The organism is Agrobacterium pusense, assembly GCF_013285525.1.
GTDB classification, from domain to species: domain Bacteria; phylum Pseudomonadota; class Alphaproteobacteria; order Rhizobiales; family Rhizobiaceae; genus Agrobacterium; species Agrobacterium pusense.
Map to the genome: position 1 here is coordinate 1,397,501 of NZ_CP053857.1, position 14,221 is coordinate 1,411,721.

General features: G+C 57.0%; 6 protein-coding genes, 1 tRNA gene, 2 rRNA genes and 5 pseudogenes (1 of these 14 only partly in view). 10 read left to right on the top strand and 4 right to left on the bottom strand.

The features are described 5' to 3' along the window. The 4 genes and pseudogenes from HQN82_RS20020 to HQN82_RS20035 form a co-directional block, all read left to right on the top strand. Positions 1-2,507, top strand: a 23S ribosomal RNA gene (locus HQN82_RS20020) (it extends 294 nt beyond the left edge of the window). Positions 2,508-2,771: 264 nt separating this feature from the next. Continuing rightward, positions 2,772-2,886, top strand: a 5S ribosomal RNA gene (gene rrf / locus HQN82_RS20025). A 219-nt stretch (positions 2,887-3,105) separates the two neighbouring features. Continuing rightward, positions 3,106-3,182 (top strand) — tRNA-Met (locus tag HQN82_RS20030). A gap of 234 nt (positions 3,183-3,416) precedes the next feature. After that, a pseudogene (locus HQN82_RS20035) lies at positions 3,417-4,397 on the top strand (MBL fold metallo-hydrolase); the annotation flags it as partial. A gap of 87 nt (positions 4,398-4,484) precedes the next feature. On the opposite strand, the pseudogene HQN82_RS20040 reads toward HQN82_RS20035, so the two are convergent. From HQN82_RS20040 to HQN82_RS20050, 3 genes and pseudogenes are all read right to left on the bottom strand, one after another. Next, positions 4,485-4,873: pseudogene (locus HQN82_RS20040) on the bottom strand (DUF302 domain-containing protein). Between the two features lie 89 nt (positions 4,874-4,962). Continuing rightward, a complete protein-coding gene (locus tag HQN82_RS20045) occupies positions 4,963-5,658 on the bottom strand; it encodes a VIT1/CCC1 transporter family protein (protein WP_173615693.1) in 696 nt (231 codons plus the stop codon). Continuing rightward, positions 5,655-6,059, bottom strand: a complete 405-nt coding sequence (locus HQN82_RS20050; protein WP_173615694.1) for an OsmC family protein — start codon at positions 6,057-6,059, stop codon at positions 5,655-5,657. The genes HQN82_RS20045 and HQN82_RS20050 overlap by 4 nt, the downstream gene beginning before the upstream one ends. Before the next feature lie 385 nt (positions 6,060-6,444). Between HQN82_RS20050 and HQN82_RS20055 the strand changes: the two genes are divergently transcribed. Next, positions 6,445-6,912: a pyridoxamine 5'-phosphate oxidase family protein gene (locus HQN82_RS20055; RefSeq protein WP_173615695.1), complete on the top strand. Its 468-nt coding sequence runs from the start codon at positions 6,445-6,447 to the stop codon at positions 6,910-6,912. Here the strand turns inward: HQN82_RS20055 and HQN82_RS20060 are convergent, their stop codons facing one another. Continuing rightward, positions 6,913-8,850 carry an ABC transporter ATP-binding protein/permease gene (locus HQN82_RS20060; protein WP_234904880.1) on the bottom strand — a complete coding sequence of 646 codons (1,938 nt, stop codon included), beginning with the start codon at positions 8,848-8,850 and terminating at the stop codon, positions 6,913-6,915. A gap of 206 nt (positions 8,851-9,056) precedes the next feature. Between HQN82_RS20060 and HQN82_RS20065 the strand changes: the two are divergent. The 5 genes and pseudogenes from HQN82_RS20065 to HQN82_RS20085 all read left to right on the top strand — a co-directional run. After that, positions 9,057-9,273 (top strand): annotated as a pseudogene (locus HQN82_RS20065) (transposase); the annotation flags it as partial. 215 nt (positions 9,274-9,488) lie between these two features. Beyond that, a pseudogene (locus tag HQN82_RS20070) lies at positions 9,489-10,849 on the top strand (IS110 family RNA-guided transposase). Positions 10,850-10,893: 44 nt separating this feature from the next. Further along, positions 10,894-11,744, top strand: a pseudogene (locus tag HQN82_RS20075) (IS3 family transposase); the annotation flags it as partial. A 404-nt stretch (positions 11,745-12,148) separates the two neighbouring features. Then, the gene (locus HQN82_RS20080) at positions 12,149-13,225 is read left to right on the top strand and encodes a sensor histidine kinase (protein WP_173615696.1); all 1,077 of its coding nucleotides are present in this window, start codon (positions 12,149-12,151) and stop codon (positions 13,223-13,225) included. A gap of 135 nt (positions 13,226-13,360) precedes the next feature. Continuing rightward, positions 13,361-14,167 carry a transglutaminase-like domain-containing protein gene (locus tag HQN82_RS20085; RefSeq protein ID WP_173615697.1) on the top strand — a complete coding sequence of 269 codons (807 nt, stop codon included), beginning with the start codon at positions 13,361-13,363 and terminating at the stop codon, positions 14,165-14,167. Positions 14,168-14,221 lie beyond the last annotated feature (54 nt).

Below are 14,221 nucleotides of genomic sequence, written 5' to 3' on the forward strand. Positions count from 1 at the left end.
TAGTGGCGAGCGAACGCGGACCAGGCCAGTGGCAATGATGAATAAAGCGGAACGATTTGGAAAAGTCGGCCATAGAGGGTGATAGCCCCTTACGCGTAGAACAGTCATTGTCCTTGAGTAGGGCGGGACACGTGAAATCCTGTCTGAACATGGGGAGACCACTCTCCAAGCCTAAGTACTCGTGCATGACCGATAGCGAACAAGTACCGTGAGGGAAAGGTGAAAAGCACCCCGACGAGGGGAGTGAAATAGAACCTGAAACCGGATGCCTACAAACAGTCGGAGCCCGCAAGGGTGACGGCGTACCTTTTGTATAATGGGTCAACGACTTAGTGTAACTAGCAAGCTTAAGCCGGTAGGTGTAGGCGCAGCGAAAGCGAGTCTGAACAGGGCGATTGAGTTAGTTGCATTAGACCCGAAACCGAGTGATCTAGCCATGAGCAGGCTGAAGGTTGGGTAACACCAACTGGAGGGCCGAACCCATAACTGTTGCAATAGTTCGGGATGACTTGTGGCTAGGGGTGAAAGGCCAATCAAACTCGGAAATAGCTGGTTCTCCGCGAAATCTATTTAGGTAGAGCGTCGACCGAATACCCTCGGGGGTAGAGCACTGGATGGGCTATGGGGACTCACCGTCTTACTGATCCTAACCAAACTCCGAATACCGAGGAGTACTAGTCGGCAGACACACGGCGGGTGCTAACGTCCGTCGTGAAAAGGGCAACAACCCTGACCTCCAGCTAAGGTCCCCAAGTCATGGCTAAGTGGGAAAGGATGTGAGGATCCCAAAACAACCAGGATGTTGGCTTAGAAGCAGCCATCATTTAAAGAAAGCGTAACAGCTCACTGGTCTAAATAAGGGTCTTTGCGCCGAAAATGTAACGGGGCTAAAGCCATGCACCGAAGCTGAGGATTTGCGAGTAATCGCAAGTGGTAGCGGAGCGTTCCGTAAGTCTGTGAAGGCGGACCCGTGAGGGCTGCTGGAGATATCGGAAGTGCGAATGTTGACATGAGTAACGATAAAGGGAGTGAGAGACTCCCTCGCCGAAAGACCAAGGGTTCCTGCTTAAAGTTAATCTGAGCAGGGTTAGCCGGCCCCTAAGACGAGGCGGACACGCGTAGTCGATGGGAACCACGTTAATATTCGTGGGCCTGGTGGTAGTGACGGATCTCGTGTGTTGTTCAACCTTATTGGATTGGTTGGGCGGCGAAGAGGTTCCAGGAAATAGCTCCACCGTATAGACCGTACCCGAAACCGACACAGGTGGTCAGGTAGAGTATACCAAGGCGCTTGAGAGAACTATGTTGAAGGAACTCGGCAAATTGCACGCGTAACTTCGGAAGAAGCGTGACCCTTTTGTACGCAAGTATGATGGGGTGGCACAGACCAGGGGGTAGCGACTGTTTATCAAAAACACAGGGCTCTGCGAAGTAGCAATACGACGTATAGGGTCTGACGCCTGCCCGGTGCTGGAAGGTTAAAGGGAGGGGTGCAAGCTCTGAACTGAAGCCCCAGTAAACGGCGGCCGTAACTATAACGGTCCTAAGGTAGCGAAATTCCTTGTCGGGTAAGTTCCGACCTGCACGAATGGCGTAACGACTTCCCCGCTGTCTCCAACATAGACTCAGTGAAATTGAATTCCCCGTGAAGATGCGGGGTTCCTGCGGTCAGACGGAAAGACCCCGTGCACCTTTACTATAGCTTTACACTGGCATTCGCCAAGGCATGTGTAGGATAGGTGGTAGGCTTTGAAGCAGGGACGCCAGTTTCTGTGGAGCCATCCTTGAAATACCACCCTTATCTTCGTGGATGTCTAACCGCGGTCCGTTATCCGGATCCGGGACAGTGTATGGTGGGTAGTTTGACTGGGGCGGTCGCCTCCGAAAGAGTAACGGAGGCGCGCGATGGTTAGCTCAGACCGGTCGGAAATCGGTCGTCGAGTGCAATGGCATAAGCTAGCCTGACTGCGAGACTGACAAGTCGAGCAGAGACGAAAGTCGGTCATAGTGATCCGGTGGTCCCGTGTGGAAGGGCCATCGCTCAACGGATAAAAGGTACGCCGGGGATAACAGGCTGATGACCCCCAAGAGTCCATATCGACGGGGTTGTTTGGCACCTCGATGTCGACTCATCGCATCCTGGGGCTGGAGCAGGTCCCAAGGGTATGGCTGTTCGCCATTTAAAGCGGTACGTGAGTTGGGTTCAGAACGTCGTGAGACAGTTCGGTCCCTATCTGCCGTGGGTGTAGGAATATTGACAGGATCTGTCCCTAGTACGAGAGGACCGGGATGGACGTATCTCTGGTGGATCTGTTGTCCTGCCAAGGGCATAGCAGAGTAGCTATATACGGAATGGATAACCGCTGAAGGCATCTAAGCGGGAAACCAACCTGAAAACGAGTGTTCCCTATCAGAGCCGTGGAAGACGACCACGTTGATAGGACGGGTGTGGAAGCACAGCAATGTGTGAAGCTTACCGTTACTAATAGCTCGATCGACTTCTTCGTTCCCATTGTTCATGCTCATCAAGCAAAGCTTGATGATCTGTTCTGTCTTCACGCTGACGTGGCCTTCGGCCACTACGCTGCAGACGGCGCGCCAAACGATTGGCGACGGACTAGCGTCCTGTATGGGCGCCACGCTCAACCTCGAGCAAGGCAACATACGGATAAGTCACGGAAACGACGTGTAAATTAAAACGAAGCGCAAGCTTCCCAGCTTCTCGAAAACAACGTTCATGTGAAAACATGAACAATGTTGCGTTTTGCCGACCTGGTGGTTATCGCGGGGCGGCTGCACCCGTTCCCATTCCGAACACGGCCGTGAAACGCCCCAGCGCCAATGGTACTTCGTCTCAAGACGCGGGAGAGTAGGTCGCTGCCAGGTCTGCAAAACGCATCAAAATCTTCTCATCACATCCCTCGGCCCAGCCGACAAAAAAGGGCCGCCAAAAGCGGCCTTTTGCAGTTTAAGACAAAACTTAAGGAAAACGCCAAGCGCGTCCCTTACAGGAGATAAATTGCTCCGCAATTTACTCCGGCAAAGATCCGTCGTCGCTAAAGCAACGACGTAACCGCGACATTCGGCCTTGCCGAATGCGCTGGACGCGGGGTGGAGCAGCCCGGTAGCTCGTCAGGCTCATAACCTGAAGGCCGCAGGTTCAAATCCTGCCCCCGCAACCAGATCAAGACCATCAAGACTTTAACTGAAAGCTCCTCCGCATACGCGTCGAGGAGCTTTTGGCGTTCCTGCGCACTGTCAAGCTCGCCGGCCCGCCGCTTCTCCAGATAGTCGTGCTGCTTCAGCGCCTCGAACTGCTTCTCCAGGATCGTTGCTGCTTCCATCGCGGCGAGGATACTGGCGATCCGGCCGTGGACCCCGAGGCATGCCAGTTGGTGCCCCGGCGGCTTGCCGATCCTCAGGGCTGGAATTATGTGGTTTGCGAGAGCACCTATGGCGACCGGGACCGCATCGACACGACCGATGAGATGCGCAGACGGATCTTGCAGGCTGAGGTAAACGCCGCCGCCCGGCATCAGGACGGGGCTCTGATCATTCCCTCCTTCGCCGTCGAGAGAACTCAGGAGCTTCTCGCCGATCTCGTCTTCCTCATAGAGCAGAAGAAGATCCCCGAATGCCCTGTCATCATCGACTCTCCGCTGGCAACAAGGGCGACCGAGATCTTCAAGTCTCATTCCGGCGAATTGGACAATGGCGACCTTCTGGAGCGCGCGATCCGCTCGCGCTTTGTACGCTTCACCGAAAGCGTTGAGCAATCCAAGGCGCTGGACTTCGTGAAGGGCTTTCACATCGTGATCGCAGCAAGCGGCATGTGCGAGGCAGGGCGCATCCGACACCGTTTGAAGAACTGGTTGTGGCGCGAGGAGGGGACAGTGCTTCTCGTCGGCTTCTAGGCTGCGGGAACGCTCGGGCGGATACTCCAGGACGGTGCAGCGTCCGCGAAAATCCAGGGCGACGAGATTGCTGTCAGGGCGAGGATCCGCTCGATCGATGTTTACAGCGGACATGCCGATGGAGCCGAGCTGGCGGACTGGCTCTCTTCTCGAAAGCCGATCCGCCAGGCAGTTTTCCTGGTGCATGGTGAAGATCAGGCACTGGCCGCCATGAAGGCACGGGTCGCCGCTGTTGTTGGGGAGGAACGGATATTCATCCTACACATCGACTCGGCCATTCGTCTCGAAGCCGATGGCCCTGTCGATATCTCGACCTTCCTACCACCGCCTCGCATGGATCCTGCGCAGGCGGGTCATCGCGACTGGAACAAAGACTATCAGGGCCTGATCCAGGATCTCCAGGCTAAGCTTCGCATGGCTGCAGACGACAAGACCCGCCGCGCCATCGTCCGCAGCAAGATCAGGCGCGCCCTCGAGACCTGAGATCTGCGCGATCTAAGACGCCGCCGCAGGCCGAGCGCAATCCTGAACCGTTCAGTGAGCCTGCGGCAGAGCCCGGGAACCGGTGCCTCAGATTGCGGCGACGGCGTCTTGCAGGAGAGACCGCACCTGTCCGGCGACTGTCTTGAGATGCGGGTTATCGATCGCCTGCATCGAGGCGACGGGATCGATGGCGCTGACCATGATGGTCCCGTCCTCCAGCGATCGCACGATCACATTGCAGGGCAGCATGGCACCGACCCTGGGTTCATCTTCATCGCCTCGAGCGCCATTTTCGGATTGCAGTTACCGAGAATGAGATAGTCAGCCACATTGACGTCGAGCTTCTTCTTCATGGTCGCTCGTACATCAATTTCGGTCAGCACACCGAACCCCTTCGTCGAAAGGGCGTCCTTGGTGGCCGCGACCACAGCGTCAAATGGCATGCCTTCGATTGTCTTATCGAGTGTATAGGTCATGATCTCACTCCCTCGCGATCGGCGACTAACGGTCCTGTTGCCGGTGTGGGATCCACACGGAGGCATCGCATCTAAGCGTTACGCACCACCTAGAAGGCGGTTCCGACCAGCGCGCCAATGCCTGCCGTCAGCGCCATGGCAAAGGCACCCCAGAAGGTGACGCGGATTGTGGCTTTTAGCACATCTGCCCCGCCAGCCTTTGCGCCGATGGCTCCAAGCAGTGCGAGAAACAGCAGCGACGCGGCCGAGACGAGCCATACAAGCTGGTCTGCGGGCGCCAGCCACACCATGGCAAGCGGCATCATGGCACCGACAGCAAAGGTCAGCGCCGATGTCAGAGCAGCCACGATCGGTCGGGCGGTGGTGATCTCGGAAATGCCGAGTTCTTCGCGGGCATGCGCTTCGAGCGCATCCTTCTGCATCAATTGCTCGGCCACCCTTCTGGCCAGATCGATATCGACACCGCGCTTGACATATAGCTGTGCAAGTTCTTCGCGCTCCAGATCGGGTTGGCTTTCAAGCTCCAGCCGTTCGCGGGTGAGATCGGCCTGTTCGGTGTCCGCCTGGGAGCTCACCGAAACATATTCGCCCGCCGCCATAGACATGGCCCCGGCAACCAGTCCGGCGATGCCGGCGATCAGGATCTCGGAACTCCCCGCCGCAGAGGCTGCCACCCCGACGATCAGGCTTGCGGTCGACACGATGCCGTCATTGGCGCCGAGAACGGCGGCTCGCAGCCATCCAATCCGGGAAACGAGATGCGTTTCGCTGTGAAGGCTCCTCATGAGGCCCTCCGGATGACGCCATCAAGGCGGGTCGCGAGAGCCACGGTGTTGGAGATCGTGCCGTATTTGCGGACGTTCTTGTGCAGGAGTTCGAGCCGCTGGTCGCTCTCTTCGGTATCGACCACGAGTTCATAGTCGATGCAGACGATACGTGGCGGATCATCCTGCCGAACCGCATGAAGCATCCCCTCGATGCCATCGAGAGAGAAATCGAGGAGGGGCAGGACACGCTCGATCCCCTTGATCATGCAGGCTGCAACAGATGCCAGCAACAGTTCGGCCGGATTAAAGGCGTCGACCGGACCGGTCAGTCCGGTGGCGAGCCTGACCTGCGCACTCCCGCTACGCGCAACGCTCTCCCTTGGATCAATCCGCCGTGCCGAGATCCTGTATTCAAGCATTCCAACACCTTTAATCCGGACACAATCTGCCAGACCTCATGCTGAAGGTAACACGCGGTTTTCTGCGTCAATTGACCGGTATCAAGTGAGCTAGACAATTCTGGAGGCGGCGGTCCTAACAGAAATACCAGTCATGGGCGCAACTCATGAATCTGTTAGGCAGATGCTCAACTTGAGCGTAAGCTGATGAGATGTTGACCGTGTCGAGCCGGCGTAGGCCATTCGATCGCGGATACCGCAGAAGTGCTGAACCCAAAAATGGTTGAGATAGCCGCAGGTTGCCCAGGCACCGTCAACGTTGCTTTGCAATGTTCTGCCTAGTGTCAGTATAAGGCCGGGAGGCCAAGGCAAATCTCGTGTGCAGATGATCGCCGGAGTAACCTCCATGTTCATTCGGGAAATGACACACAACGCCTGCATTGAAATGATAGCGGACCAGCGACTGGCGAGGATGGCGTGCGCCAAGGACAACATTCCTTACGTCATCCCCATATACTATGCCTACGAGGGGACTCACCTCTACGCATTCTCTATGCCGGGCAAGAAGGTCGACTTCCTGAGGGCTAATCCCCATGCCTGTTTGCAGTTGGATAGCTACCAAGAAAAGCATCACTGGATGAGCGTCATCGTGGACGCCACTTATCGCGAGTTGCCCAACGACGAGCGTCACCACGATGAACGGCTGCGAGCCTGGTCGCTTCTTGAACAGCACTTTGATTGGTGGGAGCCAGGCGCTCTGAAACCAACTCCACAACCGATCCGCTCAGCGTCACCCCACGTGTTCTTTGCGCTCGATATAGCGAATGTCTCGGGGATCGAAGCTGGCGAAGAAGAGGACGGTTCATCGCCCTGATCACTCTGACTGTGCCGCCTTAATCTTGGTTCGCCAACTCTCGATCGGATCTTTGGCGGCTACCTTTCCCTCAATGCTAAGAACACTGTCAAAAAAATCGATGCCACGCGATGATCGAATTGGCGATACATCATGCATTACGGCGATGACGATTGCATTCTGACACTGTTTCTTGATTGCCTGGTGAAATGCGTGTGCTGCTTCCGTGTCCAGTGCGCTTGTCGCTTCATCGAGAAAGATGAGCTCCGGTCGTAAGAGTAATATGCGGGCAAGCACGAGCTTTTGCTTCTGTCCTCCCGACAGAAGCTGATCCCAGGTCTGTCCGTCACGGCCATCATCTGACAGGGCATCACATAGCGTTCCCAGCCCCGACTGCTCCAGCGCGGACCTGATACTCGTTTCGGAATGAGCACTTACCGGATCGGGAAGACAGACGAGCTCTCGCAGAGACACGTTCTGGAGCCGCACCTCCTGCGCTGCATAGAGTGCCCTGATGTGCCGCGGCATCAAAACGGAGCCCCGGCCATGGGCCCAGAGTCCATTGATTGCCTTTAGAAGCGATGTCTTGCCACTTCCGGACGGACCGACGATGAGTGTCCATTCGCCGGGAGTGAACTGCAATCGGTCCGCATTCAGGAAAGGTTGTTCAGCGCGGGCATGCAGCAGTTCCAGATTTTTGATCGTCAGTCCAAATTCCGGTTTCTGCTTGCTGTATTCGAATTCGCAAGGACCACTGCGCGCGTAGAACTCCTGCGGGCTTTGAACGCACTCGATAGCGACTGCAAGATCTGTGATCCGTCGTGCATTGGCCCGGAGCGTGGCAATGTCCGGCATCACATGGATGAACCAGGAGCAATCGTTGATCAGAGCATTCGTGAGCTCAGATCCGGTGATATACTGCTGCAGGCTAATATTCCGGTTAACATAGGGAAGGAGGTTGGGCGCGTAAGCTACAATCCTCGCACCTATAAAATTGTGCACGAGTTCAAAGCCCAGATAGACAGCGGTGACCCGGTTCTGACCGGCCCAGGTCTCGTCTATGTCGCGATACCTGCGCGCATTGACGGCTTTCTGAGCCCTCTCGGCATGGAGGACCGCGACATGAAAACTCCGGTGCAGGAACGTGTTCAACTCGTTTCGGTAACTGCCTTCAGCCCATTGCATACGCACCGAGAGACGCTGGAGCATTCCGCCCAGCTTGGCCGCGAGCAGCGTGTTGAGCGGCACATAGATTGCGATGGCAACGAAGGCGAGGCCCGCGCTGCCATAGCTGCCGAGGAATTCCAGCCCGTTCACGTCGGTTGACGTCTCGATCACTTTGCTGCCGACAAAACCGAGGGATAGTAGAACCCCTGCGATACCCATGGCCAATCCTATGGCGCCACCGGTCATGCCTTTGATCGATTCCTGGATTCGCTGGTCGATATTGTCCGGCGCCGGAACGGACAATCCGTCAGTATCTGATCCGATCTGCTGAAGGTGGAAATGGGTGTGATTGGAGTCGAACAAGGCCTCGTTGAAAGTCTTGTCGAGCCAGGCCCGCCACTTGCGATGTAGTGTAGTCGACAGGAAATGACGGCTCGCCGTGAAGCCCGCGTCCTTTAGGATGGCGATGGCGGCGAGTGTTGCGAAGGTCGTCAATAGTGCGTCGAGCGTTGTCTGCGTGGCCGGATCATGAAAGAATGCGATCCGGTTAATCAACTCACCCGACGTCACTGCAAACCATACGCTTGCGTTGGCGGACAATGCGGTGAGAACAACGATCGCTATTGTAAGCCCCCAAGCCTCGCGCCACTGTTCGGAAAGCCAGTAGGCGCGCATCAATCCCCAGAAACTCCGCATCGAGGCAACAGGGCTTGAAGGCGCCGTACTGCCATGACCATCGCCCGAGAGCTTGCCTATGGACAGACTCTCCGGGCCGGGTCGTTTCGGTGTCAAGACTTCACCTCTCCGATCGCATGACGGGCTCGCGCTGCCATCGCCCTCGTCGTCCCAGGCGCATGGTCAGCAATCCTCAAGGCCTATGCTGACGCGGTACGCCAGTGGTCGGGAGCGCGCTAACGGATACACAATACCATAACGGTGTGAATAGCCCCTAGATTTGTAGACGCCTTCTTTCCTAATTTTGAGGCAGGAAGAGCATCATGAGCAAATCGAATTTCAGCGAAGAGTTTAAGCGCGACGCGGTGCGTCAGATCACGGAGCGAGGCTATCCGGTTGCAGAGGTTTCGCAACGTCTCGGCGTGAGCCAGCATTCCCTCTACGAATGGCAACGACGAGGCCGAGGAGATCAGGCGGCTGAAGAAGGAACTGGCTCGCGTCACCGAGGAGCGAGATATCCTAAAAAACGGTCACGGGCTTCGATCCGCCTGTGCGCGTTAGAAACTGGTCGTGCTACGATAGCTGCCGGAGGGGAGTTGCCGACTGCTTATTGGAGGCGTTCGACCCCGTTAAAAAACGTGGCACATGGGCTGTTGCGAACTTGAGAGTGGTGACGCGGCTTTGGCGGCGATCCCGGTTAGGAAAATGACGAACTTGCGCGGCCCAGCCCCTCCCGCACCGAAGGAGGAGAAGCCATGCCCAAGACAAGATCATATGCCCCGCAGAACCTCACCCGCACGAACCCGAGCGCAGCCGCGATCGACATCGGGTCCACAATACATATGGCGGCGGTCAATCCGGACAGCGACGACATGCCGATCCGCGCTTTTGGCACCTTCACCCATGACCTGCATGATCTCGCCGCCTGGTTCCGATCCTGCGGTGTCACAAGCGTGGCTATGGAGTCGACCGGCGTCTACTGGATACCGGCGTTCGAGATCCTCGAGCAGCATGGGTTTGAGGTGATCCTTGTCAATGCCCGCTACGCGAAGAACGTCCCAGGGCGGAAGACCGACGTCAATGATGCGGCGTGGCTGCGCCAGTTGCATTCCTATGGCCTGCTGCGTGGAAGCTTTCGGCCGAACGCACAAGTCGCAACGCTGCGTGCTTATTTGCGTCAACGAGAACGGCTGTCGAATATGCCGCAGCCCATATCCAACACATGCAGAAGGCTCTGATGGAGATGAACCTGCAGCTTCATCATGTCGTCTCCGACATTACCGGCGTGACGGACATGAAGATTATCCGGGCAATCGTTTCCGGTGAGCGCGATCCTGACGTTCTGGCATCATTGCGGGATGTCCGTTGCCACTCCTCTGTCGAAACAATCCGATCATCCCTGATCGGTAACGACCGTGATGAACACGTGTTTGCGCTTTCCCAATCGCTGGAGCTTTACGACTTCTACCAGATGAAGATGTGTGAATGCGACCGCAAGCTGGAAACGGCGATCGCCATGATGACTGTGGGAGTCGAAGTGCCGCTCGCGCCGCTGCCAAAAATCCGGACAAAGACCAAGCAGACGAATGCACCGTCCTTTGATGTCCGGGCCGCTCTATACGGCCTTACGGGTACCGACTTAACCCAGATTCACGGCCTCGGCTCCTCGCTCGCCCTCAAGCTCATCGGCGAATGCGGAACGGATCTGCGAGCATGGCCCACCGCCAAGCACTTCACATCATGGCTCTGTCTGGCTCCCGGCAACAAAATATCTGGCGGAAGACTTCTCTCACCGAGAACGCGCCGATCATCGAGCCGGGCAGCCGCGCTCTTGCGGTTGGCGGCCACTACTATTGGCCGAAGCGACACGGCACTGGGTGCATTTTACCGACGTTTGGCAGGGCGCATCGGAAAGCAGAAAGCCGTGACGGCGACGGCACGCAAGATCGCGGTTCTCTTCTTCAATGCCCTTCGGTCCGGCATGGCTTATCGTGATCCTGGTGCGGCAGCATATGACGAGCGCCATCGCGATCGAGTCTTGGTAAACCTGCAGCGCAGTGCTCGCTCTTTGGGATATCAACTTCATCCCATCCCCGATGCGGAGAGTGTTTCTTAGGAAAGCGGCCGCGTATTTAGCCAAGGATGCAAAATGATAGTCAAGCGTTCATTGTCCTGCATCGCCTGCAGTTTTCGGTGCGCCCGATGTGCCGCCTTCTGCGAATTCATCCCAGTGGATTTTACACCTGGCTGAAGAACCCGCTGAGCAGGCGCGCCAACGAGGACAAGCGGCAAACCGATCTACTCCTGAAGGCATGGGAAGAGAGCGGTAAGGTTTACGGTTATCGCAAGCTGCACGACGACCTTCTCGATCAGGGAGAGATGTGCTGCCCGAACCGGGTCGCACGTCTGACCCGTCTCGCCGGGATCAAGGCGCAGATTGGCTACAAACGCCGTCCCGGCATCTATGGCGGCAGGCCTGCCGTCGCCATCGACAACACGCTCGACCGGCAATTTGATGTCGCGGCTCCGGACAAGGCCTGGGTCACGGACATCACCTACATCCGAACCTGCGAGGGCTTCGCTTACCTTGCGGTTGTAATCGACCTCTATTCCCGCCGTGTCATCGGCTGGGCGATGCAGAGCCGACTGACCACGGACGTCGTATTGCAGGCTCTGCTTATGGCGGTGTGGAGGCGAAAGCCGAAGGACAAGGTGCTGATCCATTCGGATCAGGGTTCGCAGTTCACCAGCATGGACTGGGCCTGTTCCTCAGGCACCACAATCTGGTTCACTCGATGAGCCGACGCGGCAACTGCCATGACAATTCGGTGGCCGAGAGCTTCTTCAATCTTCTGAAGCGAGAGCGGATACGCCGCAAAGTCTACCGTTCACGCGATGAAGCACGCCAGGACGTGTTCGACTACATTGAAATGTTCTACAACCCGAAACGCAAACACGTCAGGAACGGAATGCTGTCGCCCGTCGAGTTTGAGAAGCAGCAGAAAATCTAACCCGAGGGTGTCTACAAAATTGGGGGCTATTCATGTTGCCTCGTTTCTGCTTGGCTACGCCGTGCTGACAACCATCGTAAAAACCTGGTTCATCAGAAAATGGGGAGTTTAGCAGTGGAGGTTGTCGAGACTACTGTTTGGAACTCCCGGCAGCCTTTGGTCAGTCGCTGTATTGTGTGGTCATTCTCAGAATTGAGCCTCAACCTAAAAGGATTGACGCAAGGTTGTTCGGAAACCGGGTTCCCCTAAGTCCGCGTCCAAGGGATCGGTTCGTGCCACTTTGACAAGGGCAAACGATTCAATCTGATTATTATGGCCAAGTGGAACAACGAGGCGTAGTATTTTATGACGTGCAGGGTCGGAGGTCAATTGGGATCTTTCGCTCTGCGTTGGAGGGATAGCCGATGCAGCAATTCGGGGACCCGAGTGACGCGAAAAGGCTCGCGCTCGCTATCGTTGAAAGCATACCGGAACCCTTCGTCGTTCTCGACAGTCATTTGCGGCTGGTTGCGGCGAACGGTACCTTCTTCGAGACGTTCGAGATCGATCCAGGACATTCGCATGGCGTCAGCCTGTTCGATCTGGATGAGCGGCAATGGGATATCCCCGTGCTTCGCCAGCGCCTTGCTGCTGCCATCCCGGATCACCCGGAGATATCCGCCTTCGAGTTTGACAGGGATGTCGCCAAGATCGGACGCCGCGTGCTCCTGATGTCGGCGCGAACCGTCGATTATGGCGGATCATCCGCCCCGAACACGTTGCTTGCATTTCGCGACATCACCGAAGCAAGGCGGGCGGAAGCTGAGAAACAGGCTCTGCTGGAGCGTTCGGAGGAATTGCTCGTCCAGCAGCGCGTTCTCTTCCAGGAAATGCAGCACCGCGTGGCCAATAGCCTGCAGATCATCGCCAGCATTCTGATGCTCACGGCGCGCTCTGTGACGTCCGAGGAAAGCCGCCGCCATCTCGAAGACGCCCGCCAGCGCGTCATGTCGGTCGCATCGGTGCAGAGTTACCTCCACCTGACGGATGGCGTCGACGAGATCGAAGTTTCGGCCTATCTGCAGAAGCTCTGTGACGGTTTGGCAAAGTCGATCATTCTGTATAGCCGGCCGATCTCAATTGATCTGCGTGCCAGTGAGAGCACCCTCCCGTCACGCAACGCCGTGAGCATAGGCCTGATCGTGACCGAACTCGTCATCAACGCCATCAAGTATGCCTTCCCGGTATCCACGGGGTCCGAGCGAGTTCTCGTCAGCTATGAGACACGTGACACGGACTGGCGCCTGGTCGTCGCTGACAACGGTGTCGGTCGCAGCGTGACGGAGAAGCCGACTGAGCCCGGATCGGGTCTCGGATCCTTGATCATAGAGGCTCTGGCGAAACAACTCGATGCACGGGTGGAGATTGCATCCAGCGACAAGGGCATGAGTGTCACCGTCGCCCATGCGACGTTTCATTCGAATACGAGCACCGCAGCCTGAGGCTTCTCCCGCTAGACGGTGGGGTGACGCTGACGAGCTCCTCCGTTCTGAATGCGGGGATGGATCGGAACGCCGACGCGCCTCAACCTTTGCCATGAACAGATAGGTTTGGCGACATTGCAGAAGGACGGTGGCATGAAGATTTGCGCAGGGTTTTCCATCGAATACGAGTGTCAGAACGAGACGCCGATGTTGCTCGTTCTGAAAATTCACCCGTCGCGAGAACGGGATCTGTGCAGCGAACAAAACCTCGCCTTCAGCCGATCGATTTCCCATCGCGACTATCTCGATGGCTATGGCAACGCCTGCAGCCGGATCCTGGCACCTCCCGGCAGGACGATGATCTCCGCCGAGTTCGAAGTGAGCGACAGCGGGCTGCCGGACTTTCTACCCGAGCAGGTCGTGCAGCTTCCGATTCAGGATTTGCCCGATGACGTGCTGGTCTTCCTGCTGGGCAGCCGTTACTGCGACACGGACCGCCTGGCCGATTTTGCCTGGAAGCAGTTTTCCGCGACGCCTCTGGGCTGGCCGCGGGTGAAGGCCATCCTCGATTTCGTCCATGGCCATCTCGCCTTCGACTATGACAAGGCCGATCCGACCCGCACGGCTTACGGCGGCTTCATGGACAGGACAGGCGTCTGCCGCGATTTTGCGCATCTCACCATCACGCTCTGCCGATGCCTCAATATCCCTGCCCGCTATTGCACCGGCTATCTGGGTGACATTGGCGTGCCGAAGGATCCGCATCCCATGGATTTCAGTGCCTGGTGCGAGGTCTATCTCGGCGGTCGCTGGTGGACCGTCGACGCGCGCCACAATGTCCCGCGCATCGGGCGCATCCTGATGGCGAGGGGGCGTGATGCCACGGATGTCGCGCTCTCGACAGCCTTCGGACCAGCAACGCTGACGCATTTCGAAGTCGTCACGGAAGAAGTCGACTGACGACCATCAAGCATCTGGCGCGATGGACCAAGACCTCGACCTATCCCATTGGCT

Bases quoted from the DNA above. Each gene is read 5' to 3' on its own strand.
- HQN82_RS20045 (WP_173615693.1), bottom strand. From the start codon at position 5,658: ATGAGGAGCCTTCACAGCGAAACGCATCTCGTTTCCCGGATTGGATGG.
- HQN82_RS20050 (WP_173615694.1), bottom strand. From the start codon at position 6,059: ATGCTTGAATACAGGATCTCGGCACGGCGGATTGATCCAAGGGAGAGC.
- HQN82_RS20055 (WP_173615695.1), top strand. From the start codon at position 6,445: ATGTTCATTCGGGAAATGACACACAACGCCTGCATTGAAATGATAGCG.
- HQN82_RS20080 (WP_173615696.1), top strand. From the start codon at position 12,149: ATGCAGCAATTCGGGGACCCGAGTGACGCGAAAAGGCTCGCGCTCGCT.
- HQN82_RS20085 (WP_173615697.1), top strand. From the start codon at position 13,361: ATGAAGATTTGCGCAGGGTTTTCCATCGAATACGAGTGTCAGAACGAG.